The organism is Aeromonas sanarellii (assembly GCF_000820085.1).
Taxonomy (GTDB): domain Bacteria; phylum Pseudomonadota; class Gammaproteobacteria; order Enterobacterales; family Aeromonadaceae; genus Aeromonas; species Aeromonas sanarellii.
The window spans coordinates 25103-51261 of the sequence record NZ_CDBN01000033.1 but is presented as its reverse complement, the minus strand read 5'-3'; the positions used below and the strand labels follow the sequence as shown (position 1 = coordinate 51261).

23 protein-coding genes and 1 pseudogene are annotated in these 26159 nt (G+C 64.3%); 6 read left to right on the top strand and 18 right to left on the bottom strand.

Annotated elements, in window-relative coordinates:
- The 4 genes and pseudogenes from BN1132_RS06665 to BN1132_RS06650 form a co-directional block, all read right to left on the bottom strand.
- Positions 1–183 (bottom strand): annotated as a pseudogene (locus tag BN1132_RS06665) (MSHA biogenesis protein MshK); the annotation flags it as partial.
- Positions 176–823 (bottom strand): MSHA biogenesis protein MshJ, encoded by a 648-nt coding sequence (locus tag BN1132_RS06660; RefSeq protein WP_042076182.1) that lies wholly within the window; start codon positions 821–823, stop codon positions 176–178. The gene BN1132_RS06660 and the pseudogene BN1132_RS06665, both read right to left, overlap by 8 nt.
- On the bottom strand, positions 823–1416 hold the full coding sequence (locus tag BN1132_RS06655) for a PilN domain-containing protein (protein WP_042076181.1): 594 nt from the start codon (positions 1414–1416) through the stop codon (positions 823–825). The genes BN1132_RS06660 and BN1132_RS06655 overlap by 1 nt, the downstream gene beginning before the upstream one ends.
- Complete coding sequence (locus tag BN1132_RS06650) at positions 1416–2279, bottom strand: hypothetical protein (RefSeq protein WP_042076179.1); 864 nt, start codon at positions 2277–2279, stop codon at positions 1416–1418. Before BN1132_RS06650 ends, BN1132_RS06655 begins: the two co-directional genes overlap by 1 nt.
- A gap of 69 nt (positions 2280–2348) precedes the next feature.
- Here BN1132_RS06650 and BN1132_RS06645 point away from each other — a divergent pair, with 69 nt between their 5' ends.
- Positions 2349–3296, top strand: a complete 948-nt coding sequence (locus BN1132_RS06645) for a 1-aminocyclopropane-1-carboxylate deaminase/D-cysteine desulfhydrase (RefSeq protein WP_042076178.1) — start codon at positions 2349–2351, stop codon at positions 3294–3296.
- A gap of 59 nt (positions 3297–3355) precedes the next feature.
- Here the strand turns inward: BN1132_RS06645 and BN1132_RS06640 are convergent, their stop codons facing one another.
- Positions 3356–5275, bottom strand: coding sequence for an EAL domain-containing protein (locus BN1132_RS06640; protein ID WP_042076176.1), 1920 nt, complete (start codon positions 5273–5275; stop codon positions 3356–3358).
- A gap of 499 nt (positions 5276–5774) precedes the next feature.
- On the opposite strand from BN1132_RS06640, the gene BN1132_RS06635 reads away from it, so the two are divergent.
- Positions 5775–7325, top strand: a complete 1551-nt coding sequence (locus BN1132_RS06635) for an EAL domain-containing protein (protein WP_084202643.1) — start codon at positions 5775–5777, stop codon at positions 7323–7325.
- Positions 7326–7589: 264 nt separating this feature from the next.
- Positions 7590–8687 (top strand): calcium:cation antiporter, encoded by a 1098-nt coding sequence (locus tag BN1132_RS06630; protein ID WP_042076170.1) that lies wholly within the window; start codon positions 7590–7592, stop codon positions 8685–8687.
- A gap of 183 nt (positions 8688–8870) precedes the next feature.
- On the opposite strand, the gene hutH is transcribed toward BN1132_RS06630, so the two are convergent.
- The 10 genes from hutH to ftsY form a co-directional block, all read right to left on the bottom strand.
- A complete protein-coding gene (hutH, locus tag BN1132_RS06625; RefSeq protein ID WP_042076169.1) occupies positions 8871–10403 on the bottom strand; it encodes a histidine ammonia-lyase in 1533 nt (510 codons plus the stop codon).
- A 1-nt stretch (position 10404) separates the two neighbouring features.
- Positions 10405–12108, bottom strand: coding sequence for a urocanate hydratase (gene hutU, locus BN1132_RS06620; protein WP_042076168.1), 1704 nt, complete (start codon positions 12106–12108; stop codon positions 10405–10407).
- A 42-nt stretch (positions 12109–12150) separates the two neighbouring features.
- On the bottom strand, positions 12151–13107 hold the full coding sequence (hutG, locus tag BN1132_RS06615) for a formimidoylglutamase (protein WP_042076167.1): 957 nt from the start codon (positions 13105–13107) through the stop codon (positions 12151–12153).
- Positions 13100–14335, bottom strand: a complete 1236-nt coding sequence (hutI, locus tag BN1132_RS06610) for an imidazolonepropionase (RefSeq protein WP_042076165.1) — start codon at positions 14333–14335, stop codon at positions 13100–13102. Before hutI ends, hutG begins: the two co-directional genes overlap by 8 nt.
- A gap of 156 nt (positions 14336–14491) precedes the next feature.
- Complete coding sequence (hutC, locus tag BN1132_RS06605; protein ID WP_042076163.1) at positions 14492–15196, bottom strand: histidine utilization repressor; 705 nt, start codon at positions 15194–15196, stop codon at positions 14492–14494.
- A gap of 11 nt (positions 15197–15207) precedes the next feature.
- Positions 15208–15867 carry a carbonate dehydratase gene (can, locus tag BN1132_RS06600; protein ID WP_042076162.1) on the bottom strand — a complete coding sequence of 220 codons (660 nt, stop codon included), beginning with the start codon at positions 15865–15867 and terminating at the stop codon, positions 15208–15210.
- 125 nt (positions 15868–15992) lie between these two features.
- Complete coding sequence (gene rpoH / locus BN1132_RS06595) at positions 15993–16847, bottom strand: RNA polymerase sigma factor RpoH (protein WP_042076160.1); 855 nt, start codon at positions 16845–16847, stop codon at positions 15993–15995.
- Between the two features lie 453 nt (positions 16848–17300).
- On the bottom strand, positions 17301–18254 hold the full coding sequence (gene ftsX / locus BN1132_RS06590; RefSeq protein WP_005323432.1) for a permease-like cell division protein FtsX: 954 nt from the start codon (positions 18252–18254) through the stop codon (positions 17301–17303).
- 97 nt (positions 18255–18351) lie between these two features.
- Positions 18352–19020 (bottom strand): cell division ATP-binding protein FtsE, encoded by a 669-nt coding sequence (gene ftsE, locus BN1132_RS06585; RefSeq protein WP_042076158.1) that lies wholly within the window; start codon positions 19018–19020, stop codon positions 18352–18354.
- Between the two features lie 130 nt (positions 19021–19150).
- Positions 19151–20821, bottom strand: coding sequence for a signal recognition particle-docking protein FtsY (gene ftsY, locus BN1132_RS06580; protein ID WP_042076157.1), 1671 nt, complete (start codon positions 20819–20821; stop codon positions 19151–19153).
- Positions 20822–20931: 110 nt separating this feature from the next.
- On the opposite strand from ftsY, the gene rsmD reads away from it, so the two are divergent.
- Positions 20932–21561 carry a 16S rRNA (guanine(966)-N(2))-methyltransferase RsmD gene (gene rsmD / locus BN1132_RS06575; protein WP_042076156.1) on the top strand — a complete coding sequence of 210 codons (630 nt, stop codon included), beginning with the start codon at positions 20932–20934 and terminating at the stop codon, positions 21559–21561.
- 230 nt (positions 21562–21791) lie between these two features.
- Positions 21792–22106 carry a DUF1145 domain-containing protein gene (locus BN1132_RS06570; protein WP_042076154.1) on the top strand — a complete coding sequence of 105 codons (315 nt, stop codon included), beginning with the start codon at positions 21792–21794 and terminating at the stop codon, positions 22104–22106.
- Between the two features lie 37 nt (positions 22107–22143).
- Here BN1132_RS06570 and BN1132_RS06565 read toward each other — a convergent pair whose 3' ends face one another.
- Positions 22144–22509: a YijD family membrane protein gene (locus tag BN1132_RS06565; protein ID WP_042076152.1), complete on the bottom strand. Its 366-nt coding sequence runs from the start codon at positions 22507–22509 to the stop codon at positions 22144–22146.
- Between the two features lie 19 nt (positions 22510–22528).
- On the bottom strand, positions 22529–23149 hold the full coding sequence (gene fabR, locus BN1132_RS06560) for an HTH-type transcriptional repressor FabR (protein WP_042076151.1): 621 nt from the start codon (positions 23147–23149) through the stop codon (positions 22529–22531).
- Positions 23150–23298: 149 nt separating this feature from the next.
- On the opposite strand from fabR, the gene BN1132_RS06555 reads away from it, so the two are divergent.
- Entirely contained in the window at positions 23299–24417 is a 1119-nt protein-coding gene (locus tag BN1132_RS06555) for a fatty acid desaturase (protein ID WP_042076150.1), read from the top strand.
- A gap of 472 nt (positions 24418–24889) precedes the next feature.
- On the opposite strand, the gene BN1132_RS06550 is transcribed toward BN1132_RS06555, so the two are convergent.
- Positions 24890–26143 carry a phospholipase D family protein gene (locus BN1132_RS06550; RefSeq protein ID WP_042076147.1) on the bottom strand — a complete coding sequence of 418 codons (1254 nt, stop codon included), beginning with the start codon at positions 26141–26143 and terminating at the stop codon, positions 24890–24892.
- Between the last annotated feature and the right edge of the window lie 16 nt (positions 26144–26159).

Below are 26159 nucleotides of genomic sequence, written 5' to 3'. Positions count from 1 at the left end.
CAGGCGGGGCAGGCCGGCCCCCTTGCTCGCGCTCGCCGCCTGCGCCGTGCCGGCCAGGGGAGCCGTGGGATCCTGCAGCACCTCCGCCTGGGCCAGGGGGACCAGCAGACAGCCCCACAGGGCCAGCCAGCGCCAGGACGGGAGGGCGCGGGATCCCGTCCCGCCGATATGCCGCTTAACCACGGATAAACTCCTTGCTGGTGCTGAGGGTGTAGATCTCCATCGCCACCGCCGCCTTGGGGTACTCGACCACCCTGTAGTCGAAGCCCTTCCAGTAGAAGTGACGGGGCAGTGCCTCCAGCGCCTTCAGGTACTGGTAGACATCGAAATAGCCCCCCTCCAGCTGGAGCCGGATCCCGTGCCTGAACAGGTTGACGCGCTGCTCGCCGGCCATCAGCGGCTCGGGTTTGAGGGAGGTCAGCGCCAGCATATGCAGGTTGGCGGAGCGAGACAACAGGGCCTCCAGCACCGCCGGCATCTCCCGGGCCGGGATCAGATCCACCGTCTGGGCCAGCAACTGCCCATCCAGCTGGTCGAGGGACGCCTGCACGCCGGCCAGCTGCTCGCGCACCCGGGCGTTGGGATCCCGCCCCAGCCGGGCCTGCTTGCCCTGGTTCTCCAGGGTCAGGATCTCCAGATCCCGCTGCGCCGCCATCAGAGCCTGGCGATCCTGGTTCAGGCGGGTATCGGCGGTCTCCAGCCAGCCATAGACGCCGAGAGCGCCCAGCAGGATGACCCCCGTCAGCAGGATCAGGATCCGCTCCCGCAGGCTGAGGGCGGCGATCCGGGTCGCCCACCCCTGCCACTGTGCCTTCATCTCCATCAGGGGGCCTCCCGCGCTATGCCACTGAGCTGGAAGGCCAGCCGGCCCTCCTTGTCCCGACTCAGGGTGAGCTCGCCAAACTGCGCCCCCGCCAGGGTCGGGGTCTGCTTGAAGCGATTCACCCAGGCGGGCACGTCCTGGCTGCGTTCGGCCACCCCGGAGAGATTGATCCGCCCATCGCTTATCTCGATCCGCTGCAGGGAGAGGCGGGCATCCCGCAGGCGGGCGAGATCCGCCATCACGCCCGCATAGCCCCGGGATTTTTGCAGGGAGAGGCTGCCAAGCTGCTGCATCAGCGCCTGCTTGGCGCCCAGCTCCTCCCGCTTGTCGGCCAGTTGCTGCTGCAACCCGGCATCCGCCTGATGACGGGCCAGCTCGGCATCCAGCCGCCTGGCCTCGCCGCGCTGCACCTCGAGCTGTGCCCGCACGCCAGCCAATTCACGGTCCAGGCCCTGCTGTTGCCAGCCATAGAAGAGGGTGGCCGCCAGCAACAACAGCAGCACGCCGCCCCAGACCAGGCTCATCTGGGGGAGGCTGGCCCACAGGCGCCTGGGTCTGAACTCGGCGCCATAGAGGTTGATATGGTGTTTCATCATTCGCTCCTGCCCAGGGCGGCGCCATAGGCACTGAGGTACTCCACCCCGGCCAGCACCGCCTTGTTGGCCATGGCCGACACCGGGAAGCCGAAGGCCTGCTCCAGGTAGCGGACCAGCAGCCCCATGGCGGAGGAGGCGATCGCGAGCTGCAACTGGCCCGGCTCCGGCAGCTTGAGATGGCCGGCCAGATAGTCGATGGAGCGCTGAAGCTCCAGCGCCAGCGCGTCGAGCAGCTCGTCTTCGGGCTCACGGGGGCCGGTGAGGACGGCAAAGCCGCGCAGCTGGCGTGAGAAGCAGAGGCCGCCCCGATGGAAGACCAGCAGTTGCAGCTCCTGTCCCCTGGGTTGCCAGAGCAGCATGCGGACCGCCTGATCCTCCTCGTAGAGGGCCGTCATGGCCAGCTCGTCGCTGACGATGGCGGCCAGGGTGGCCACGCCGTTGACCGCATCCGCCACCTGCTGTATCCGGCTCTTCGGCACGCAGATCACGTTGATCCTCGGGCGGCCCGCAGGGGGGGTCGGCAGATCCACGTAATCCATGGCGAGCTGCAGCACGGGGTCGGTGACGAAGTCCTTGACGGCCCAGGGCAGGGCCCCCGCCATCTCGGCATCGGGCACGGCGGGCTTGTCGATCTGGATCTGCTGATAAAGGCTGGCGGCCAGGGCCACCCGCACCTTAGACTTGGCCAACCCATGCTGGGAAAACAGCTCTGCCAGGGCCCTGGACCACTCGTGAGGACCATTGACGGCGCGGCTGGTAAACACGGGCGCGGGCCCCGTGCTGGCCAGCAGGATGCGATCGCTGGCCAGCAGGAGTCCGACCTGATGGCTGGGGGACGAACGTCTGAACAATGACTTCATCTGGATCTGCACCTGGCGGCATGAAACGGATTAAACCTTAACATAAACAGGCGATTAGCCTCCAATTTTATGACAGACAATGCTCCGAAGGCCGGGCCGACGCCCCCCGCAGACGACCCGCTGGCCCCCCTCAGCCTCCCCTCCCCCCTGCACAGGATCCACCACCCGCTGCTGGATGCCAGGGACGTCAGGCTCTGGTGCAAGCGGGACGACCTGATCCACCCGACCCTCTCGGGCAACAAGTGGCGCAAGCTCAAATACCACCTGGAACGGGCCAGGTCACAGGGCAAGACGCACATACTGTCGTTTGGCGGCGCCTACTCCAATCACATCCACGCCCTGGCGGCGGCTGGGTTCAGATTGGGGCTGCGCACCACGGGCATCATACGCGGTGAGGCCGCCACCGTCAGCAACGCGACCCTGAGTGCGGCCAGAGGCTGGGGCATGGATCTCGTTTTCGTGGACCGCCAGAGCTACCGGCGACGCCAGGATCCCGACTGGCTGGCCAGGTTCGAGGATGAAGACACCCTGATAGTGCCGGAGGGGGGCAGCAGCCCGTTCGCCATCCCCGGGGTGGCCGAGCTGGTGGCCGAACTGCCCTTCTCGCCGGATCTCTGGGTGCTGCCCTGCGCCAGCGGCGGCACCCTGGCGGGGCTCATCGCGGGCAAGCGGGAGCGGGAGCGGATCCTGGCCATCGCCGTGCTCAAGGGGGGAGGCTTCCTCCATGACGAGGTGTGCCGGCTTCATCCGGCGGCGGCCACCACCCAGGGATGGCACATCGCCCTGGATCACCACGACGGCGGCTACGCCAGGTTCAGCCAGGCGCTCTGGCAATGGGTGCAGGACTTCAGCGCCCAGACCGGGCTGCCGCTCGAGCCCATCTACAGCGGCAAGGCGATGTGGGGGCTGTTTCGGGAGCTGGACGCCGGCCGCATTCCCCGCGGCAGCGAGGTGGTCTTCATCCACACCGGCGGCATGCAGGGGCTGGCGGGCTTGCGGGAGCAGGGCCGTCTCTAGGACCGCCCGCCACGGCCGGTCGCGCCAAAGGGCGTTTCATCGCCCTGCCGGCGCCACAGTCAGGTGGGCATGGTGAAGGGGGCGGGCTCGGCGAACCAGGGGCCCTGCCCCGCGTGCACCCCGAGGTGGCGCAGCATCTTCCACTCGTCGCCGCTCTCCACCCCCACCGCTATCACCCGGGTCTGGGTGTTGGCACAGCCGCCCACCAGGCTGCGCACCGCCATCTGGTTGACCTGGCGCAGATGGATCTCCCGCACCAGGCTGGGGTGCAGCTTGAGGAAGTGGATCTCGAACTCCTTGATGTACTGGGTGCTCACCACGTCCTGACCCGCGTGATCGATGGCCAGCTGGCAGCCCAGCATGCGCAGCGCCCGCAGCGGCCGCTTGAGGGCCTCGTAGTGGCGGGTCACCTGGGATTCCGACAGCTGCAGGATCAGCCCCTCGTTGGTGCTGCGCGGCAGCTGGAACAGATCGAAGAAGAGCTCGCGCTGGAACTCCCGGTTGAGCAGGTTCTGGGCGCTGAGGGAGAGACTGACGGGGCAGCTCGACGCCGGCCGCTGCCGCAGCAGGCGCAGGGTGCTGGCGACCACCAGCCGGTCCAGCGGCAGCAGCAGCCCGGCCTTCTCCGCCATGGGCATGAAGACCCCCGCCTGCAGCTCCCTGCCCTGTTCGTCGTGGATGCGGATCAGCAGCTCCTGCTGCAGCACCACCTGATCCCGCTCCTGCTGCACCGGCTGCAGATAGAAGGAGATCCCCCGCTCCTCGATGCGACGGCTGATCAGGGTGCGCCAGCGCACCGTCCCCTTGCTGCTCGCCTCGTCGTTGAGGGACTTCTCGAACAGGAACCATCCGCTGTGGCCCTGCAGGCGTGCGCTCTTGAGCGCCAGCTCGGCCTCCTCCTGCACCTTGAGCAGGGAGTCCTCGGCCTGGTAGCAGACGGCCCCCAGGTAGACGGCCGTCTCCACATTGACCGCCTCGGGCCAGTGCAGGCGCTGCAGGCTCTTGAGCAGCTGGCTGGCCCCGTCCACCATCTCGCTCTCGGACATGTTGGGCAGCAGCACGGCAAATACTTGGCCCGCATAGCGGGCCTGCAGGGCGCCGCTGTGCTTGCGCACGAAGGCACCGATGGAGGCGCTCGCCTCCATCAGCAGCTCCTGGCTCGGGCGACTGCTCAACTCGGGATCCAGCTCCTCCAGCCCGGCCAGCTCGATCAGCAGCACCCCGCCGCTGATCACGCTCGCCTCCATGATGGCGCTCTCCAGCCGGTTGTCGAAGAAGAGGCGGTTGCCGATGCCCGTCGTCTTGTCGACGAAGGCGTTGCTGCGGATGAAGTTGTCGAACCGGCTGCGCTCCTTGCGGGCGTCCGCCAGCTCGGCCAGCAGATAGTCGAGGGCCTGGCTGGCCGGGGCCGGCCACTCCTCTGCCGGATCATGGGCCAGCTTGGTGAGCTTGCCATCCAGGATCAGCTGGGCCCGTTCCGCCAGCAGTTCGGCACCGCGCAACTGCTGGCGCAGCCAGCGAATGGAGTACCAGAGCCCGAACACCACGATGAAGACGCCGAGGGAGATGCCAAACATGGCCCGCATGGAGTACTCGAACTCCTTGAACGGCCTGTCCAGCTTGAAGTCGGCCCGCATGCCGGCCTGATTGGGGATCGCCTTGCTGTAGGGGATCAGCAGGCTCTCGTCGGTCTGCTGCTGCACGTCGCGAAACCAGTAGACCCGCTGCTTGTCCTGGCGGATCTCCAGTTCGACCACGTGGGAGGCCCGCAGCAGGGAGGGCAGCCAGCGGGCAAGGGCCTGCTGGTCATCGGTCACCCCCAGCTGCTTGTCGATGATCTCCACCAGGGAATCGACCCGGTTCTGCTGCAGCTCCATGCCCATCTGGCGAAAACTGAAGACCCCGCCCAGCATCACCATGGCCATGGCCGCGATCACGCACAGGGTAATAAAGGAGACGAGTTGAGTGGTCAGTTTCATGTGCCTTTCCGTAGCCGACAGCATCCATAGGGCCTCATGGTATCAGCCTTGGCCAAAGGCCGCCTATGGATGAAGATCCCGCTTCTGCAAATAAGCGGACGGGGGCGTCAGACTCTGGCCGGCAGGCCGTCGGAACGGAAAACTGGAGGAGGGGCAACACCCGGGGGAGACGGACAGAAAAATGGTCCCGCACGGGGACCAAAAGAAACACTCATATCAAAACTAACACTCTGTGCTACTGACAAAAATAGATACAGGAGTATTGAACACACGGTGAGTCAAACCGCACCGCTACTCTAGCCATTTCAGATAAGCTGGACAATTGTCATTTATGACAGGTCAGCGATTGAATCTTCATCAATCAATTTGTCATATTGGTTGTTTATCAAGGGATTACCATTTTTGTTCCAAGTGTGACCGACCCGACTCAAATCGATGCAGCTAATGCTATGATATTGCAATCCATTTGCATCCCATGCGTCCACCGGACAGGTATCTCTTGCGACGAACATCCCCTCTCTGGATCAGTCTGCTGTTGCTCTGCCTGCCACCGCTGCTGGCCTTGCCCCTCGGGCACCTGCTGGAGCGCCCCCTCGCCCGCCAGCTGCTGACACAGAAAGGCCGGGAGATAGAAGAGGCGCTGCTCGAACGCCACCGCGAACTGGATCAAGGCATTCGCCTCCAGCTGGCTCGCTTTCGTTTCGATTGTGGTCCCCAGGACATGGCGCTGCTGCGCGGTCCCCATTTTTACAGCAAGCATCTTCGAATACAGGGGCTCATTCTCGCCTCCGGCAGCGGCTGCTCCAGCCTGGGACAGACGTTGCCCTTCCACTCCGCCGACATGCCCCCCTACCCCGCTGGCGATCAGTTCGGGATCATCGCCACCCAGGCCAGCTTCCACACCGAGCAGGAGCTGGTTGCCTACTACAGGGCCGGCGGCAACATCGCCTACTGGGTGCTGAGCAACAGCTGGAGCCATGACCTGCTGAAAACCCCTTGTGCCGACTGCTTCTATCTCGAGTTCAGCCAGCTGGAACCCGGCGAGGTGAATCCCATCTTTCCTCGCGGGGACAGCACCATCAAGCAGGAAGCCGCCAGCCAGAGCCTGAGCTTCCTGGATCCCGGCAAGCAGATCAGGCAGACCCTGTGGGCAGGCAAGGCGCTGCAGCGCCATGCAAGCATGCAGGCTCGCCACTACGGCCTCTGGTATGGCGGTGCCCTGGGGGGTCTGCTGGTGGCCATCTACTGGGGGCTGCGCAACTACCGGCGCTCCCTCAAGGGGTTGCTGCAGGCCGGGCTGGCACGGCGGGAGTTCATCCCCTTCTACCAGCCCGTGGTGGACAGCCGCACCCGGGAGGTGGTCGGCTTCGAGGCACTGCTGCGCTGGCAGCGGGGGCGGAACATGGTGCCGCCAGGCACCTTCATCGCCTATGCGGAAGAGCAGGACCTGATCCTGCCCATGACGGATCAACTGCTGGAGCAGGTCATCGCCGATCTCTCCAGTCTGGCGCCGACCCAGTGGGTCAGTGTCAACCTGGTGGCCGCCCACATAGAGCAGCCCCATCTGAGCGGCCAGTTGCAACGCCATGGCTGGCCCTCTCCGGACAGGCTCACCTTCGAGCTCACGGAGCGTGAGCCCATCACCGACATCCAGGCGGCCATGGGGGAGATCGCCACCCTGCAGGAGAAGGGGTATCACTTCAAGCTGGACGATTTCGGCACCGGCTACGGCGGCTTCGCCTACCTGCAGCGCCTCGGCATCCGCCAGATCAAGATCGACAAGATGTTCGTCGACACCATAGGCACGGACGATCCCAAGCGCAACCTGCTGGAAGCCATCATCGCCTTCGGCCTCAAGTCGGACATGGAGATGATCGCCGAAGGGGTCGAGACCCAGGCCCAGGTCGACTATCTGAGCCAGCATGGCGTCCATCTGATCCAGGGTTATGTCTATGCCAGGCCCATGCCCCTCGGCAAGCTGAAGATCTGGCTGCTGGACTGGCGGCAGAACAACCCGGGCACAGTGTCGCCGGGCAGGGCTGCGGTCTGATCCAGAGCCATGTCCATGCCAGGCCCATGCCCCTCGGCAAGCTGAGGATCTGGCTGCTGGACTGGCGGCAGAACAACCCGGGCACAGCCTAACCGGTATAGGATCCGGTCTGACTGGCCGGATCCCTCACCTCTTGCCACAAAAATGATTTTCCCTCGAGTGGACAACACCCTATATCATCAACGGGTTCGTCACCCCGGTGACGCCGTCAAGTTGCTCCATACCCTGTCGGCCACCGCCGCCCCGAGATGAGAACCACTGCCTATGAAGTCATTTATCCGCCAAGAGATTGCCCTGCCCGCCGGCCTGCTGACCCTGCTCTTCTTCAAGACCCTCGGCAGCGAGCTGCTGACGGAGGCAACCCCCCTTGCGGTCTACCTGCCGGTGTCGCTGCTCCTGCTGGCCGTCGTCACCTGGGCCATCTTCTCCGTCGTCCGTCACTCCGATGCCCTGGCCATCAAGCTCGGCGAACCTTTTGGCACCCTGATCCTCACCCTGTCGGTCATCTCCCTGGAGGTGGTGATGATCTCCTCCGTCATGCTGACCGGCGAGCCCAACCCCACCATGGCCCGCGACACCATGTTCGCCGTGGTGATGCTGGTGACCAACGGCCTGGTGGGCTTCACCCTGCTGTTTGGCGGCTGGCGCTACCACACTCAGAACTTCAATCTGGACGGGGTCAAATCCTATCTGGTGGCGATCATTCCCCTGGCCCTGCTCTGCCTGGTACTGCCCAACTTCACCCAGGGGGGCTCCCAGGGCGGCCTGTCCGGCGCCATGTCCTGGATGCTGATCATCATCTCGCTGCTGCTCTACGGCGTCTTCCTGCTGATCCAGACTCGCAGCCACAGCCACTTCTTCGTCGACAGCGACCACGAGGATCACGAGGAGCACCACGGCCCCCTGCGCAGCAACGTCTATCACACCCTGCTGCTGCTGGCCTACCTGGTGGTGGTGATCCTGCTGGCCAAGACGCTCGCCATCCCCATCAATCACGGTGTCCATGTGATGGAGGCCCCGGCGGCCCTGGGTGGCTTCATCGTCGCCTGTATCGTGCTGGCGCCGGAGGCGGTCGGCGCCATCAAGGCGGCCTTCAACAACCAGCTGCAGCGCGCCATGAACCTCTACTTCGGCTCCGTGCTGGCTACCATCGCCCTCACCGTTCCCTCGGTGCTCTTCATCGGCTCCCTGGTGGGCCACGACGTGCGCCTCGGCCTATCCCCGGCCGACATGGTACTGCTCGTCACCACCCTCATGGTGTGCAAGGTGACCTTCAGCAGCGGCCGCACTCACGCCCTGCACGGCGCCACCCACCTGGTGCTCTTCGTGGTCTACCTGTTCCTGATGTTCGAGCATGGCTAACGGCGCCAACTCTTCATGGTGCCCTTCACGGCCCACCGGTGCCTGATATTCGAACACGGATAACAGTGTCCGCAGCTGGTCAGCCCGCTCCCGATGGCCAAGGACAGGAGCGGCACCCAAAAGCCAGAAATAAAAAGACCGCCCCATGGGCGGTCTTTTTTTATGGTTTGCTCAGGCTTCGATTCAGAGGCTGGGCAGGATCCCGGCCGGGATCAGGTCGTTGTAGCTGGCACGGCCCAGCAGCGCGGCCGCCGCCTCGATGTCCGGCGCGAAATACCTGTCCTTGTCGTAGAAGCTGACCTCTTCCCGCAGCCGGCCCTTGGCCAGCTCGATAAGCTCGGTGCTGCGCAGCGGCGCGCGGAAATCCAGCCCCTGGGCCGCCGCCAGCAGCTCCACCGCCAGGATGCCGCGGGTGTTCTCGGCCATGTCTGCCAGCCGGCGGCCGGCGAAGGTGGCCATGGAGACGTGATCCTCCTGGTTCGCGGAGGTGGGCAGGCTGTCCACCGAGGCCGGGTGGGCCAGCGTCTTGTTCTCGGAGGCGAGCGCCGCCGAGGTGACCTGGGCGATCATGAAGCCGGAGTTGACGCCGCCGTTGTTCACCAGGAAGGCCGGCAGACCGGACATCCGCGAGTCGATCAGCAGCGCCATGCGCCGCTCGGAGAGCGAGCCTATCTCGGCGATGGCCAGCGCCAGGTTGTCGGCGGCGAAGGCCACGGGTTCTGCGTGGAAGTTGCCGCCGGAGAGGATGTCTTCATCCTCGGCAAACACCAGGGGGTTGTCGGAGACCGCATTGGCCTCGCACACCAGCACCTCGGCCGCCTGGCGGATCTGGGTCAGACAGGCGCCCATCACCTGCGGCTGGCAACGCAATGAGTAAGGATCCTGTACCTTCTCGCAATTGTGGTGGGACATGCCGATCTCGCTGCCATCCACCAGCAGGTGGCGGTAGCAGGCGGCCGCGTCGATCTGGCCACGCTGACCACGCACCGCGTGGATGCGGGCGTCGAAGGGACGGCGGCTGCCGAGTGCGGCCTCCACGCTCATGGCACCTATGGTGATGGCGCCGGCGTAGAGATCCTCGGCGTGGAACAGCCCTTCCAGCGCAAACGCCGTGCTCGCCTGGGTACCGTTGAGCAGCGCCAGCCCCTCTTTCGGCGCCAGGGCGATGGGCACCAGGCCTGCAATCTTGAGGGCAGTGGCGGCGTCGATCAGCTCGCCCTTGTGACGGGCCTTGCCTTCACCTATCAGCAGGCAGCTCATGTGGGCCAGGGGCGCCAGATCGCCGGAGGCACCGACGGACCCCTTCTTCGGCACCACGGGGTACACCTCGGCGTTGATGAGCCGCATCAGGGCCTCCAGCACCACCAGCCGGATGCCGGAGAAGCCGCGGGCCAGGGAGTTGAGCTTGAGCACCATCATCAGCCGTACGGTGGCGTCATCCATATACTCGCCAATCCCTGCCGCGTGGGAGAGCACTATGGAGCGCTGCAGCTCGTCCAGCTGCTCCACCGGGATCCGGGTGTTGGCCAGCAGGCCAAAGCCGGTGTTGATGCCGTACACCACGCGGTTCTGCTCGATCACCTTGGAGACCACGGCGGCGGAGGCGTGGATCCCCGGCAGGGCGGCGGGATCCAGTGAAACGTGTACCGGCTCGCGGCTGACGCGGCGCAGGGTGGCGAGGGTCAGCTCGCCCGGCAACAGATTGAGTTCAAACATCTTATTTCGCTCCCTTGCCAGCTGTATCCAGCATCGGCAGATCCAGTTTCGCATCAACGGCACAGTTGATGGCAATTTCATAACCGGCATCGGCGTGACGCATCACCCCGGTACCTGGATCGTTGCGCAGCACGCGGCCGACCCGCTTGGCGGCGTCGTTGGTGCCGTCACAGACGATCACCACGCCGGAGTGCTGGGAGAAGCCCATGCCGACCCCGCCGCCGTGGTGCAGGGAGACCCAGGTTGCGCCGCCGGCGGTGTTGAGCAGGGCGTTGAGCAGCGGCCAGTCGGAAACGGCGTCGGAGCCATCCATCATGGATTCGGTCTCGCGGTTCGGGCTCGCCACCGAGCCGGAGTCCAGGTGGTCGCGGCCGATGACGACGGGGGCTTTCAGCTCGCCATTCTTCACCATCTCGTTGAAGGCCAGGCCCAGGCGCACCCGATCCTTGACACCGACCCAGCAGATCCGCGCCGGCAGGCCCTGGAAGGCGATGCGCTCGCGGGCCATGTCGAGCCAGTTGTGCAGGTGGGGATCGTCCGGGATCAGCTCTTTTACCTTCTGGTCGGTCTTGTAGATGTCTTCCGGGTCGCCGGAGAGCGCTACCCAGCGGAACGGGCCGATCCCCTCGCAGAACAGCGGGCGAATGTAGGCCGGGACGAAGCCGGGGAAGTCGAAGGCGTTTTTCACCCCCTCTTCCAGCGCCATCTGACGGATGTTATTCCCATAATCGAGCGTGGCGGCACCGCGGGATTGCAGGGTCAGCATGGCCTCCACCTGGCGGGCCATGGAGCGGCGAGCCGCCACGTTGACCTCTTGCGGCGCGCTCTTTTGCAGCTCGCGCCACTGGGCCAGGCTCCAGCCCTGGGGCAGGTAGCCGTGCACCGGGTCATGGGCTGAGGTCTGGTCGGTCACCACGTCCGGCGTGATGCCACGCGCCACCAGCTCGGCGAAGACGTCGGCGGCGTTGCCGAGCAGGCCGACGGAGACGGCGGTGCCGCTCTGCCTGGCCTCTTCGACCATGGCCAGCGCCTCATCCAGGCTGTAGGCCTTCTTGTCGACGTAGCGGGTCTTGAGACGGAAGTCGATGCGGGTCTCGTCGCACTCCACGGCGATCATGGAGAAACCGGCCATGGTGGCGGCCAGCGGCTGGGCGCCACCCATGCCACCCAGGCCCCCGGTCAGGATCCAGCGGCCCGCAGGCTTGCCGTCGAAATGCTGGTTCGCCACCGCGAAGAAGGTCTCGTAGGTGCCCTGCACTATCCCCTGAGTACCTATGTAGATCCAGGAGCCGGCGGTCATCTGGCCGTACATCATCAATCCCTTCTTGTCGAGCTCGTTGAAGTGCTCCCAGTTGGCCCAGTGCGGCACCAGGTTGGAGTTGGCGATCAGCACCCGAGGCGCGTCCTTGTGGGTCTGGAACACGCCGACCGGCTTGCCGGATTGCACCAGCAGGGTCTGGTCGTCCTCGAGCCGGGTCAGCACCTCGACGATCTTGTCGTAGCAGGCCCAGTTGCGGGCGGCGCGGCCGATGCCGCCATAGACCACCAGGGACTGGGGATGCTCCGCCACTTCCGGATCCAGGTTGTTCATCAGCATCCGCAGGGGCGCCTCGGTGAGCCAGCTCTTGGCGGTCAGCTGGGTGCCGCGGGAGGCGCGGATCACGCGGCTCGGATCGTGGCGGGGATCCTGGTGTTGTACAGACATAGACACTCCTTGTTTAGCGATACGGTCAGGCGCGGTGCGCCGCTACTTGGTCAACTGGTGGACCAGGCGCGCGGCCACGCGGGCGCTGCGGTTGTCCTGATCCAGGTTCGGGTTGTACTCGGCCAGATCGGCGAGCCTGAGCTTGCCGCTGGCCCGGATATGGGCGATCAGGGGTTCGATGACGGCCAGCTCCACGCCGCGGGCGGCGGGGGCGCTCACTCCCGGCATCACGGCGCCGGGCAAGACATCGAGATCGATGGTCAGATAGAGGTGATCGCAGCGGGCGATAAAGGCATCCAGTCCCGCCAGCAGCACCGGCAGCTCGGCCGGCGTCATCGCCTCGTCCAGCACGTGCCAGACCCCCAGCGCCTCGGCGCGGGCAAAGAGCGCCGCGGTGTTGGCGGTCTCGGCCACCCCGAGGCAAGCATAGTTAAAAGGGGTGCCCTGGGCTGCGCACTGCTCGGCAATCTGGAAGAAGGGGGTGCCCGAGCTCGCCTGCTCCTGTTTCATGCGCAGGTCGAAGTGGGCGTCGAAATTGATGATGCCGACCTTGCCCTTGCCAGCCAGATGACGGTTGAGGCCGCTCCAGCTGCCGAAGGCCACCTCGTGACCGCCCCCCAGCACCAGGGGGAAGTGCCCCTGGTCCAGCGCACGGGCGACCCGCTCGGCCAACCGGTCGTGGGCGGCATCGAGATCCCCGTCGTCGCAGTGCACGTCGCCGCCGTCATGGACGGGTCGGCCCAGGTGCCAGGCGGTGTTGGCCAGCAGCTTGCGGATGGCCTGGGGTGCACCGGCGGCGCCCACCCGGCCCTTGTTGCGGCGAACCCCCTCGTCACAGGCGAAGCCGAGCAGCACCACGCTAGGCTCGCTGTCGGCTTGCCAGGACTGCGCCTCTTGCCAAGGCAGCACTTTGTCGTGCCAGCGCAGGGCCAGATCACCATCTTCCGGATCCTGGCGCCCCTGCCAGACCGACATGTCGACCGGGTTGAACTTATCCATGGTGCGTCTCCTCGCCGTTGAATACCCGGCTGACCAGCTGATCGACGCCGACCAGGTAGCTGATTTCGGAGGGGTGCGCGCAGCTCCAGATAAGGAAATCCGCCTGCATGCCCACTCTCAACTGCCCCAGATGTTCCTGCTCGCCGAGCGCTTTGGCGGCATGGCGGGTCACCCCGGTCATGGCCTCCACCGGGGTCAGGCCGAACAGGGTGCAGGCCATGTTCATGGCCATGCGCAGGGAGACGATGGGGGCCGTACCCGGGTTGATGTCGGAGGAGACCGCCATGGGCACCCCGGCGCGGCGCAGGGCTTCGACAGGTGGCAGCTTGGTCTCCTTCAGGAAATAGAAGGCGGTGGGCAGCAGGGTGGCGACCACGCCGCGGTGGGCCAGCGCCTGTATTCCCTCCTGATCCAGATACTCCAGGTGATCCACCGAGAGGGCGCCGAAATTGGCGGCGAGCGTGCTGCCCCCCAGATTGGAGAGCTGATCCATGTGCCCCTTCACCGCGAGGTTGTACTGATCCGCCGCCAGATAGACCTGCTCGGTCTGGGCGAGGGAAAAGCCGATGTGTTCGCAGAAGACGTCCACCGCATCCGCCAGACCCGCCTCGGCGGCGGCCGGGATGATCTCCTGGCAGATGGTCTCGACCCAGGAGTCGGGATCGTCCCGATACTCCGGTGGCACAGCATGGGCCGCCAGCAGGGTGGTCTTGACCCGGATCGGCAGCGCCTCCCCCAGCCGGCGGGCGACTCGCAGCATCTTGAGCTCGTCCGCCAGGGTGAGGCCATAGCCGGACTTGATCTCCACCGTGGTGACCCCTTCCCGGATCAGGGACCAGATCCTCGGCAGCGCCAGCTCATAGAGCTGATCCTCGCTGGCCGCGCGGGTGGCGCGCACGGTGGAGAGGATGCCCCCCCCCCTGCGGGCGATCTCCGCATAGGGCACCCCTTTCTGGCGCAGCTCGAACTCCTCGGCCCGGCTGCCGGCGAAGACGAGGTGGGTGTGGCAGTCGATGAGGCCTGGGGTCACCAGCCTGCCCTTCATGTCGCGCCAGTGGGCGGGATGGGGCCCCTTGAGATCCTGCATGGGGACCAGGGCGTGGATCCTGCCGTCGTGAACGCCGAGGGCGTGAGGCTCCAGCAGGCCGTAGTCCGCCAGATCGGGGCGCAGGGTGGCGGGCGTCACGTTGAGCCAGACCCGCTCGCAGTTCAACAGTTCCTTGTTCATACCGACCTCTAAATGTATATACAATATTTTATAGCCGATCTCTGGAGAGAAAGAAAGGATCCAGTTCACATCTTGATAACAGCGGCTTTATTAGAGTTTAGGCACAAAAAAGCCCACCAGAAGGTGGGCTTTCAAATGCCTATTATGTATATACAATCAGGCCAATCGGGTCTTGGAGCTCAACTTGTAGCGGGAGCCCGGCGAGAGCAGGCGGGCATAGGAGACCAGGTAGCCGTCCGACCAGGTGCGCCGGTGCAGCAGCAGGCAGGGGGTATCGACCCGCACCTGCAGCAACCCGGCCTCGCCGGCACTCGGCAGCACCGCCTCCACCACGTGCTCCATCTCGGAGAGGGGGCAGACCTCCATCAGATAGCTGTTCGGCGTCTGCCTCGTGAAATCCTGCTCGCCGTATTCCGGCAGGCGCTCGGCATCGACGAAGCGCTCCTCCAGCTGCAGCGGCTCCCCGTCGGCCTGGTGGACGATGAGGCTGTGAAAGGTGGGTGCACCCACCCGCAGGCCCAGACGCACCGCCACCTTCTCGTCGGCGGCCTGGCGTTGCAGGCGGATCACGCGAGCGCTGTACTGGCTGCCCCGCTCGGCGATCTCGTCGGCGATGTTGCGAATGGCCAGGAGCGGCGACTCGGTACGCCTGTCCGCCACGAAGCTGCCGGCGCCGGCGCTGCGCACCAGCCAGCCCTCGGCCACCAGCTCACGCAGCGCCTTGTTCACCGTCATCCGGCTCACGGCGAACTGCGCGCACAGGGCGGCCTCGGTCGGGATCCTGTCCCCCGCCTGGTAGTGGCGTTCGCGGATCCCGTCCAGGATGTGCTGCTTGATCTGAAGGTAGAGGGCGGGGGCCACCAGGCGGCGCCTCAGCGACGGCGGTGGGGCGGACGCATGTCCGGCCAGGCGCGATAGACGTCCGGGATCTGGTCAGGGCCGCTGATGCAGAGATCGAGATCGTGCAGCAGACCGTCCTTGATGCCATAGATCCAGCCGTGCACCGCCAGCTCCTGACCCTTGCGCCAGGCATTCTGGATGATGGTGGTGTGGCAGACGTTCGCCACCTGCTCGGCCACGTTCAGCTCGCACAGGTAGTCGAAGCGCTCGTGCTCATCCTCAATGGCCTCGAGCTCTTCGCCGTACTTGAAGTAGACGTCCTTGATGTTGCGCAGCCAGTTGTCGATGAGGCCCAGCTCCTGGTTCTGCATCGCCGCCTTGACGCCGCCGCAGCCGTAGTGGCCGCAGACGATGATGTGTTTCACCTTGAGCACCTCCACCGCGTATTGCAGCACGGAGAGGCAGTTGAAATCGGTGTGTACCACCAGGTTGGCGACGTTGCGGTGGACGAAGACATCCCCCGGCAGCAGTCCCATCAGCTGGTTGGCGGGTACCCGGCTATCGGAGCAGCCGATCCAGAGGTACTCCGGGGCCTGCTGGGCGGACAGGGTAGCGAAGAAATTGGGATCCTCGGCCTTGATCCGTTCCGCCCACTCGCGGTTGTTGGTAAACAGGTCGTTCAACAGTTTCACTTCTGCTCTCCCTAACTGTGGCAGTGGCGGCAACATAACATACACAAGGGTAACCAAGGCAAGGCCGACCAGATCCCCGTGAAACAAAAACAGGGCCATCAGGCCCTGTCTCGTGTTGGAGGCCCTCAGGCATCCATGGCGTCTTTCAGCTTCTTGAGGGCGTTTTTCTCAAGCTGACGCACGCGCTCGGCGGAAACGCCATAGTTGTCGGCCAGCTCCTGCAAGGTGGTCTTGCTCTCCTCATCCAGCCAGCGGGCACGGATGATGTGCTGGCTGCGCTCATCCAGGGTGGCGAGCGCCGCGCTCAGACGACGGGTGGCGTGGTTGTCCCAGTTGTCGTTCTCTATGGTGGCGGCCAGATCGGAAGACTTGTCTTCCAGGTAGTGCACCGGGGCGAAGCTGCCCTCGTCCTCGTCGTCACCCACCAGATCGAAGGCCTGATCGTAGTTGCTCATGCGCGCCTCCATCTCGGTGACGTCGGCGGCAGAGACCCCGAGGTCGGCAGCCACGGCCTGCACCTCTTCGTGATTCAGCCAGCCCAGACGCTTCTTGGACTTGCGCAGGTTGAAGAACAGCTTGCGCTGGGCCTTGGTGGTGGCCACCTTGACCATGCGCCAGTTGCGCAGCACGTATTCGTGGATTTCGGCCTTGATCCAGTGCACGGCGAAGGAGACCAGACGCACCCCGACGCTCGGGTCGAAGCGCTTGACGGCTTTCATCAGGCCGATGTTGCCTTCCTGCACCAGATCGGCCTGAGGCAGGCCATAGCCGGAGTAGCTCTTGGCCACGTGAACGACAAAACGCAGATGCGACATGACCAGCTGACGGGCAGCCTCGAGATCGCCATCCTGCTGCAAACGCATCGCCAGTTCGCGCTCTTCCTCTGCGCTCAGCACAGGGATCGAGTTGACTGCCTGGATATAGCCTTCCAGACTACCTTGCGGAATCAGAGCCATAGTGCGCTGCAATGAAGTTCCCATGTTCTACCTCTTACTTTTCAATCGAATCAGTCTAACACCCTGAGAAGGCGTGTCTACCGACCAGGTATCATTCTGCGGGCTGAATCAAACATAACCCCAGCATGAACCCGGCCTATCTTAGGCTGACGGCATGAATCATAAATGAACGGTCAAAAAAAAGGGGTCACAGTGAAGGACCCCTGAAAAGTAGCATGCTAAGTCCATTGTTGCGGAGCTCGCAACCTTCACATGCTTGCCAAGTCAGACGAGCAAGGCATAGGGGCCATACCCGTATTCATTCTGTTGCAGTAAATAGACCGTTGATAAATCAAAAGGTTCAGAGGATCCACATAATGATCCTCTGCACGGATACCATTCAGATTACTCTGAGAAAGTGGCCCGTGCCAGAAACGGGCCACTCTTTTACTTGATCCAGTTCGCAAAATCCAGTGGTTTGCGTTGCTGGTAAATCAATCAGGAAGGTTCGATGTCGCGAATGTGGCGATGGACCGAAAACCAGGAGGCGATCAGCCCCAGCAAGGCCCCCAGCAGTATGAGGTTGAAGCCGTCGAACGCCCCCATCCCCACCAGCCGGAAGTTGCTGTTGTAGAGCCCCGCCAGCTCCTTCACCACCCCCTCGCTCCAGATCACCATCACCTCGGTCAGCCACCAGGCCAGCATGCCGCCGATGACACCGAACCAGATGCCGGTATAGAGGAAGGGACGATGGATGAAGGCATCGGTCGCCCCCACCAGCTTGAGCACTTCGATCTCGGAGCGCTGGTTGAGAATATTCAGCCTGAGCGTGTTGCCGACGATCAGCAGCACGGCAGAGAGCAGCAGCACGGCGATGCCGGTGATGGTGTGGCGCAGCAGGTTCATGATCCCCTGCAGCCGGGTCAGCCACTGCAGATCCAGCTTGCCCTGCTCGATGCCGGGTTCGTTCTCCAGCTTGGCGAGCAGCTCCGCGGCCCCTTCCGGATTCTGCCAGCGCGGATCCGGGATCACGCTCAGCACCGGCGGCAGCGGGTTGCTGTCGAGATAATCCAGGGCATCGCCGAAGCCGGAGATCTCGCGAAACTCCTTGAGCGCCTCGTCCCGGTTCATGTAGGTGACGGACTCCACCTCGGGATAGAGCAGGATCCGCTGCTTCATGTCGAGGATGCTCTGCTCCGGCAGATCCTTGCGCAGATAGAGGGAGATCTGGGAGCTGGTCTGCCAGCTCCCTTCCACCACTTCGGCGTTTTTCAGCAGCACGTGGAAGCAGGAGGGCAGCGCCAGACTGACACCGAGCACCGCCAGGGTCATCAGGGAGGCAAGCGGGTTGCGCCACAGCTCCCCCAGGCTGGCAAAGGCCTGACGCACGTGATCCACGCCATACATCATCAGACGACGCAACGGCGGCTGTTTATGACGAACAATAGCCATCAGCACTCTCCCCCGTGTCGAATATCCGCGACCTGATCCATCCACATGACCATCATCAGACGGCGCAGCGGCAGCTGTTTATGACGAACGATGGCCATCAGAGTTCCTCCCCGGACGAATACATGCGCCCCGCCTTGAGGGTCAGGGTGCGATAGCGCATGCGGGCGATCAGCCCCAGATCATGGGTGGCAATCAGCACCGAGACCCCGAAGCGGTTGAACTCCTCGAACAGGCGCATGATGTCCATGGAGAGCTGGGGATCCAGGTTACCGGTCGGCTCATCCGCCAGCAGCAGGGGCGGCTTGTTGACGATGGCGCGGGCGATGCCGACCCGCTGCTGCTCACCGCCGGAGAGCATGCGCGGCTGGTAGCGCTCCTTGCCGAGCAGGCCCACCTTGTCCAGCGCCGCCGCCACCCGCTTGTTGATGTCGGCATGGCTGTAGCCATCGATCACCAGGGGCAGGGCCACGTTGTCGAACACGGTGCGGTCCATCAGCAGCCGGTGATCCTGGAAGATCATCCCGATCTGGCGGCGCACATAGGGGATCTGGCTGCGCTGGATATGGCTAACGTCATCGCCGTGGAAGAAGACGCGGCCATCGGTCGGTCGCTCCATCACGCTGATGAGTTTCAGGAGGGTGCTCTTGCCCGCCCCCGAATGGCCGGTCAGGAAGGCCATCTCCCCCTTGCGCAGGTGGAAACTGACCTTCTGCAGCGCCTGATGGCCACCGCTGTATACCTTGCTGACCTTGTCAAAACGAATCATAACGGTTCCCTGACAGTGACAAACCCCGACCGGGATCGAGGTGGATCATACCCTGAGAGTGACAAGCCCCGACCGGAGTCGGGGCTGGGACACTGCTCATCGCGGCTGAGCTGGCGCATCGCGGCCAGGCTCATTCATCGCGACTGAACAACGCCTCGATAAAGTCGTTGGCGACGAAGGGGCGCAGATCGTCGATCCCCTCGCCCACCCCGATGTAGCGGATCGGGATCTGGAACTTGTCCGCCACCGCGAAGATGACGCCGCCCTTGGCGGTGCCGTCCAGCTTGGTGAGGGTGATGCCGGTCAGGCCCACCGCTTCGCTGAACAGCTTGGCCTGACTCAGGGCGTTCTGGCCGGTGCCCGCGTCCAGGGTCAGCATGATCTCGTGGGGCGCCACATCGTCCAGCTTCTTCATCACCCGCACCACCTTCTTGAGCTCCTCCATCAGGTTGCTCTTGTTCTGCAAGCGGCCGGCGGTATCGGCGATCAGCACGTCGGCGCCGCGGGAGCGGGCAGCCTCGATGGCGTCATAGATGACGGAGGCGGAGTCGGCACCCGTGTGCTGGGCTATCACCGGAATGTTGTTGCGCTGGCCCCACACCTGCAGCTGCTCGACGGCGGCGGCGCGGAAGGTATCGCCGGCGGCCAGCATCACGCTCTTGCCCTCGGCCTGGAACTGCTTGGCCAGCTTGCCGATGGTGGTGGTCTTGCCGACGCCGTTCACACCCACCATCAGGATCACATAGGGCTTCTTGCTGGTGTCGATCACCAGCGGCTGCTCGACCTTGGCCAGCATCTCGCCCATGTCCTGCTTGAGCAGGCCGTAGAGCGCCTCGGCATCCTTGAGCTGCTTGCGATCCGCATGCTGCACCAAGCCTTCGATGATGCGGCTGGTGGTGTCCACGCCGAGATCGGCGGTTAGCAGCTGGGTCTCCAGCTCTTCGAACAGATCGTCATCGATCTTCTTGCCGCGGAACAGGCCGAAGAAACCGGAGCCGATATTCTCCCTGGTGCGCACCAGGCTGCGTTTGAGGCGGGCGAAGAAGCCCTCCCGCTGCGGCTTCTCCTGGGTGTCGTCGTCCACCTTGGCGGCCAACGGCAAAGCGACAAGTGCGGCGGCCTGTGCCTCCATCTCGGCTACCAGGCGCAGATCTTCCGCTCTCTGGGCCTCTTTGGCGATACGGGCCTCCTCGGCAGCCTGGGCTTCGGCGGCGATACGAGCTTCTTCGGCAGCCTGAACTTCGGCGGCAAGACGGGCCTCTTCCGCGGCCTGAGCCTCGGCGGCAAGACGCGCTTCTTCGGCAGCCTGAGCCTCGGCGGCAAGGCGCGCTTCTTCCGCGGCCTGAGCCCCGGCGGCAAGACGGGCCTCTTCCGCGGCCTGAGCCTCGGCAGCATGACGGGCCTCTTCCGCAGCCTGAGCTTCGGCGGCGATACGAGCTTCTTCGGCAGCCTGAGCCTCGGCGGCAAGGCGCGCTTCTTCCGCGGCCTGAGCCCCGGCGGCAAGGCGCGCTTCTTCCCCAGCCTGGGGATCGGCAGCGATCAGGGCCTCATTGACGATGACGGGCTCGAGTTCGCCCTCCGGCTCTTCCGCCACCAAGGGGCCTTCCTCTGGACCCGTCAGGGCTGCCTCGTGCGGCACAGCAGGAGCCTCGGTCAGGGGGGCATCAACTACGGGAGCGGGGGCAACGGTGACCTCGGACTCGGCGACAGCCGGGGTGGCGTCGGGCGCCTGCGATGGGACGGCCTCAGCCTCTTCTTTCTTGCGGCCGAAACCCAGCCAGGAAAACAAACCTTTTGCCATCTAAAAATACTCACATCAAAGGCTGACTGCTAAGATAGCCGTCCCTCGGCGGGTCGGCATAAAAATGAACCGCCTTATACTATCACTTTATTTTCTGACGACGAAACGCGATGCCCAGAGTGAAATCCAGCCGTAACGGCCCGAGCAAGAGCCCGGCCCCCCAGGGGCGCGCGGGCGTGGTACGAATCATCAGCGGCCAGTGGAAGGGGCGCAAACTGCCGGTCAGGGATGTGGAAGGACTCAGACCCACCACGGATCGCGTCAAGGAGACCATCTTCAACTGGCTGGCACCCCATGTGCGCGGCGCCCGCTGCCTCGATCTCTTTGCCGGCAGTGGCGGGCTGGGGCTGGAGGCCTTGTCGCGTTACGCCGAGCAGGTGACTCTGATCGAGATGGACAGGGGCGCCGCCGACCAGCTCAGAAAGAACCTGGCCGTGCTCGGCAGCACTCAGGGCCAGGTGATCCAGGCCGATGCGGTGAGCTGGCTGCAAGGCCAGACCACCCCCTTCGATCTGGTGTTCCTGGATCCGCCGTTTCGCCGCGAACTGCTGCCTCAGGTGTGCGAGCTGCTGGAACAGCGCGGCTGGCTCGCGCCGGACGCCCTCATCTATCTTGAGCGGGAAAAAGAGATGGCCGATCTGGCCCTGCCCGCCAGCTGGCAATTGCTCAAGGACAAGCAGGCGGGTCAGGTCTGCTACCAGCTCTATCTGCGGGACACCAGAAATGACGCTGCAGTTTAAAGGGGGAGATGGGCGCTATGCCCCTTCCCGTCAATGTGGGCAATTACTCAAGGACAAGCAAGTCGATCAGATCAGGTCTGCTACCAGCTCTATCTGCGGGACACCAGGAATGACGCTGCGGTTTAAAGGGGGAGATGGGCGCTATGCCCCTCCCCGTCAATGTGGGCAACGACTCAAGGAAAGGCAGGCCGGTCGGGTCTGCCATCAACTCTATGTACGGGAGGTAGGCGATGAAGCGGGCGTTTAATCTGTTGGCAATGGGGGTGCTGCTGTTCTTCTGGTTCGGCGTGGTGCTCGCCCTGCTGGGCACCCTGCCGGGCAAACTGAACGGCTTTCTGCCGGTGTGCGGCGTCATAGTGATACTGATGCACTGGGTGCAGGCGAGCATGATCAAGGCCGCCTGCAAGCCCTATTTCGCGGTCACCCGCCTCGAATTCACCCAGGTGCTGATCTTCGGGGTGTTCGGCATGATGGAGATCCGCGCCAAGCTGCAGGCCATCATAGACGCCAGGCAGAAGGGAGAGACCCCGCCCCGGGCCGACTGAGGTCGACCCGCCCTGCCAGACCGGAAGGAGTGACTCGTCACTCCTTCTGCGTTTTTCCGAGGCTGATGCCCAGCTTGATGGAGAGCGCGGCCAGCAGCAACAGCATGGCGATGAGGGAGAAGAAGTTGCTGCCAAGCTCGGGGTACTGCACCTTGAGCAGGGCCGAGTGCCCGAACACGCCGATGAAGAAGCAGATCAGCATGCAGCTGGGGGTGTTGCCCACCATGGGCTCGTGACGATAGTGCTGGTAGAGCTGGTTGGCCGCCAGCAGCAGGGCGATCAGGGGGAAGAAGGAGAAGGGGACGACCGACTCCAGCAGGGTCGACAGGAAGGCATCCCCGCAGATACCCATCAGCAGGGCCAGCACCAGGGGCTTCTTCGGGATCGGGTTCGGTTCATGCATGAGGCTGTCCATCCTTGCGTTAAGAGAGAGATTCGCGGCGCTTGCGGTTCTGCACCTCGGCGCCCATGGCGATCATCCGCAGCTGGCTGATGGTGCGCTCCGACAGCGCCTTGCACTCTTCGGGGGTCATGTCGAGGGCATCGGCACCGGCGCTGAAGACGATGGTCACCATGGCCTCGGCCTGGATGTAGGCCTCTTCCCGTGGAGCCTCAGTCGTAGCCTCCAGATAGTCGGTGAGCTCGGCGATGAAGTGCTGGATCTCCCGGGCCACCGCCTGACGGAAGGCGGCCGAGGTGCCGGAGCGCTCGCGCAGCAGCAGGCGGAAGATGTTCGGGTTGTTCTCGACGAATTCCATGAAGGTCTGCACCGAGGTGCTGATGACGCTGCCACCACCGGCGATGCGCTGGCGCGCCTGGCGCATCAACTGGCGCAGGGTCAGCCCCCCCTCGTCCACCAGGGTCAGCCCCAGCTCTTCCATGTCGCGAAAATGACGGTAGAAGGAGGTCGGGGCTATGCCCGCCTCCCTGGCCACTTCCCGCAGGCTGAGGTTGGAGAAGCTGCGGTTGGCACAGAGTTGACTGAACGCCGCGTCGATCAGCGTACGCCGGGTCTTTTCTTTTTGTTGCGCGCGAATACCCACGAAAACAGTCACCTTGAGATTAGCGAGGCCAGATGATAACCCGAAGGGCGGGACGGGATCAGGTTTGTCTCCGACTTTTTTACCATTGACCCGCATTCCGGCTCAATGGAGAATAGTGAACAGCTGTTCGCTGAAAGGAACCGAGTGAGATGGAACGCCCCCCGATCATCATGACCAACACCCTGCTGTTTGCCCTCTCCGGGCTGACCGCGCTGATCGCCGTGCCCTGGTACGGCATGACCCATGGCTATGACCTCTGGCAGTGGGGCAGCTTCCTGCTGCTGTTCTGCTACTGCGGCATCTCCATCACCGCCGGCTACCACAGGCTCTGGTCCCACAAGGCCTACAAGGCGCACCCGCTGCTGCAGTGGATCTTCGCCATCGGCGGCGCCCTCGCCCTGCAGAACTCGGCGCTGCACTGGTCGTCGGATCACCGCCGCCACCACCGCCATGTGGATGACAACCAGAAGGATCCCTACAGCGCGGGCCGCGGCTTCTGGTTCTCCCACATCGGCTGGATGCTGCGGGAATACCAGCGCGACACCTACCACGACTACAGCAACGTGCGGGATCTGCAGAACAACCCCGTGGTCGCCTTCCAGCACAGGCACTATCTGGCGCTGACCCTCAGCACCAACATCGGCATTCCGTTGCTGCTGGGACTCGTGCACGGGGACCTGCTCGGCATGCTGCTGCTCGCCGGGGTGCTGCGCATGGTGATGACCCATCACACCACCTTCTTCATCAACTCCCTGGCCCACATATGGGGCAGCCAGCCGTTCACCGATCGCAACAGCGCGCGGGACAACGGCATCCTGGCCTTCTTCACCTTCGGCGAGGGGTACCACAACTTCCACCACCTGTTCGAGAACGACTACCGCAACGGCATCCGCTGGTGGCAGTTCGACCCCACCAAGTGGCTGATCCAGAGCGCCGCCTGGTGCGGGCTGGCCAAAGACCTGAGATCCTGCCCGGAGGAGCGCATCGAGCAGGCCCGGCTGGAGATGCAGCTCAAGCGGGCCCAGGCCAGGCTGCATAAGCAGGATGACAGGGAGCTGTGGCAGGCGCTGCTGCAGGAGGAGTACGACAAGCTGAGCCAGCAGATCCAGCACTACTACGCCAGCCGCAAGCAACTGCTGGAGCAGCGCGGGCGCAAGGCCCTGGCGCGCTACGACAGGCTCAGGCTGCAGCTGGAATATCGCTCGCTGCGGGACGGCTTCCTCGTTGCCAAGCGCAACTGGAGCCGACTCCTGGCCGGCATTGCCTGAGACGCTCAAGATCCAGGATCAAGAAGACCGCCAGCTGGCGGTCTTCTTGCTTTGGCACCCAGGGCGGGAGACAAAAAAATGGGGCGACACTCGCATGTCACCCCCTCGCAAATAGCATGTTCCATATTGGGATCCGGTAATGAAGGGGCGCCGTTGCGCCTCACGGGTTTCCGCTCCCGATCCGCGATGCCTGCCGGAGCAATCCGACCGGCCCAGTTCCCCTGTTGCCTTCGCCCACACGGCAGACCCGCCGCCGTGTTTGTCCTTGCAACCGGAATACTACCCAGTTGAATAAAATAAAAAACCGCTTTATGCGGCTCCCCATGCAGGCAAGGTGCCAGAAAAATCACCGATATCATGATATAAATCGATTAAAAACAATACGATAAAATCCCCATCCGATTTTGGATGGCAAACGTTATCCTCGAAGGCGCACAAGGCTTTGCGAGATCTCGCACAAGCCCTGCGCCCCTCACAGCCAGCGGTGCAAAGGTAACCAATCGCTCAATTGCGCCAGCAGGCGCCGCCAGGGTGAGGGCGGTCCCCCCACAGGGTGAACGGCTCGCTGCAGCCATGCCTCGATCAGGTGCTGCAACTCGTCGCACAGCGCCGGGCAGCGAAGGTGCAGCATCAGCTCGGTGTTGAGCATCAGGGAGCGGGGATCCAGATTGAAGCTGCCGAGCAGCGCCTCTTCCTCTCCCATCAGGATCAGCTTGGCATGCAGACTGGTCTCCTCACCCACCAGCTCGAACAGCTCGATCCCCTGGCGTTCGAGCCAGGGGCGGTGACGTCGGTAGGCGCCATAGACCAGGGGGACGTCCGTGCTGGCCAGGGAGTTGGTCAGGATAGCGATGCCGACCCCCGCCCTGCGCTGCTCCCGGAGGCGGCGACGCAGGCCCCGGGTCAGGATCAGGTAAGGGCTCACCAACCTCAGGGCCCCCAGGTTGGCCGCCAGCTTGCGTCCCAGCCGGGGGGCCGTGGTCGGCCGGGAGACCAGCCCCTTGCCGGGCCGGTCGAACCAGCACTCCCCCAGGCCCGGATGCCAGCGCAGGGGCACGGGCTCGTCGTCGAACAGGCTGGCGGGCAGATCGTAGACGGCGGCCATGGCGGGCTCGGTCAGGGTCAGCAGGAAGTCGTTCAGGACGGCGATTTCGGCAGGCAGCAAGGGGCGTCGCAGCAGGCGCCGCACGGGGTGGCTCCAGCGGCTCTGCCAGAACAGCTCGAACCCCTGCTCCGCCTGCTGGCAGAGCGGGCCGCGGCAGAGCAGATCCAGATCGATGAAATGGGGGGCCGCCCCCAGCCCGAAGTAGCGATCGCCGATGTTGCGCCCCCCGATCACCGCCTGGCCCCCGTCCACCAGCAGCAGCTTGTTGTGCATCCGGTGGTTGATGCGGCGAAAGCTGAGCAACCCCTCCAGCAGCAGGGTCAGGGGGCGCCAGCCCCTCAGCCAGAAGGGGTTGAACAGGCGCACCTCTATGCCGGGCTCTACCGCCACCGCCTCCAGGAAGCGGTTGTCACCACCATAGAGATCGTCGATGAGCAGCCGGACCCGCACCCCGCGCCTGGCAGCCCGGATCAGCTCGGCCAGCAGCAGCTTGCCGCTGCCGTCCTCCTCCCAGCTGTAGTACTGGGCCAGGATCCGGTGGCGGGCGGCGCGGATCAGCTGGCAGCGGGCCTTGAGGGCAGCGCCGGGATCGTCGAGCAGGGCAAAGTCGGCGGGGATCAAGGGTCATCTCCTTGTC

Excerpts from the sequence above, each read along its gene's own strand:
- hutU (WP_042076168.1), bottom strand. The coding sequence starts at position 12,108 with ATGTCTGTACAACACCAGGATCCCCGCCACGATCCGAGCCGCGTGATC.
- BN1132_RS06630 (WP_042076170.1), top strand. The coding sequence starts at position 7,590 with ATGAAGTCATTTATCCGCCAAGAGATTGCCCTGCCCGCCGGCCTGCTG.
- BN1132_RS06640 (WP_042076176.1), bottom strand. The coding sequence starts at position 5,275 with ATGAAACTGACCACTCAACTCGTCTCCTTTATTACCCTGTGCGTGATC.
- BN1132_RS06650 (WP_042076179.1), bottom strand. The coding sequence starts at position 2,279 with ATGAAGTCATTGTTCAGACGTTCGTCCCCCAGCCATCAGGTCGGACTC.
- BN1132_RS06645 (WP_042076178.1), top strand. The coding sequence starts at position 2,349 with ATGACAGACAATGCTCCGAAGGCCGGGCCGACGCCCCCCGCAGACGAC.
- BN1132_RS06655 (WP_042076181.1), bottom strand. The coding sequence starts at position 1,416 with ATGAAACACCATATCAACCTCTATGGCGCCGAGTTCAGACCCAGGCGC.
- BN1132_RS06570 (WP_042076154.1), top strand. The coding sequence starts at position 21,792 with ATGAAGCGGGCGTTTAATCTGTTGGCAATGGGGGTGCTGCTGTTCTTC.
- hutH (WP_042076169.1), bottom strand. The coding sequence starts at position 10,403 with ATGTTTGAACTCAATCTGTTGCCGGGCGAGCTGACCCTCGCCACCCTG.
- BN1132_RS06660 (WP_042076182.1), bottom strand. The coding sequence starts at position 823 with ATGGAGATGAAGGCACAGTGGCAGGGGTGGGCGACCCGGATCGCCGCC.
- ftsE (WP_042076158.1), bottom strand. The coding sequence starts at position 19,020 with ATGATTCGTTTTGACAAGGTCAGCAAGGTATACAGCGGTGGCCATCAG.
- BN1132_RS06555 (WP_042076150.1), top strand. The coding sequence starts at position 23,299 with ATGGAACGCCCCCCGATCATCATGACCAACACCCTGCTGTTTGCCCTC.
- ftsX (WP_005323432.1), bottom strand. The coding sequence starts at position 18,254 with ATGGCTATTGTTCGTCATAAACAGCCGCCGTTGCGTCGTCTGATGATG.
- rsmD (WP_042076156.1), top strand. The coding sequence starts at position 20,932 with ATGCCCAGAGTGAAATCCAGCCGTAACGGCCCGAGCAAGAGCCCGGCC.
- rpoH (WP_042076160.1), bottom strand. The coding sequence starts at position 16,847 with ATGGGAACTTCATTGCAGCGCACTATGGCTCTGATTCCGCAAGGTAGT.
- hutI (WP_042076165.1), bottom strand. The coding sequence starts at position 14,335 with ATGAACAAGGAACTGTTGAACTGCGAGCGGGTCTGGCTCAACGTGACG.
- ftsY (WP_042076157.1), bottom strand. The coding sequence starts at position 20,821 with ATGGCAAAAGGTTTGTTTTCCTGGCTGGGTTTCGGCCGCAAGAAAGAA.
- BN1132_RS06565 (WP_042076152.1), bottom strand. The coding sequence starts at position 22,509 with ATGCATGAACCGAACCCGATCCCGAAGAAGCCCCTGGTGCTGGCCCTG.
- hutG (WP_042076167.1), bottom strand. The coding sequence starts at position 13,107 with ATGGATAAGTTCAACCCGGTCGACATGTCGGTCTGGCAGGGGCGCCAG.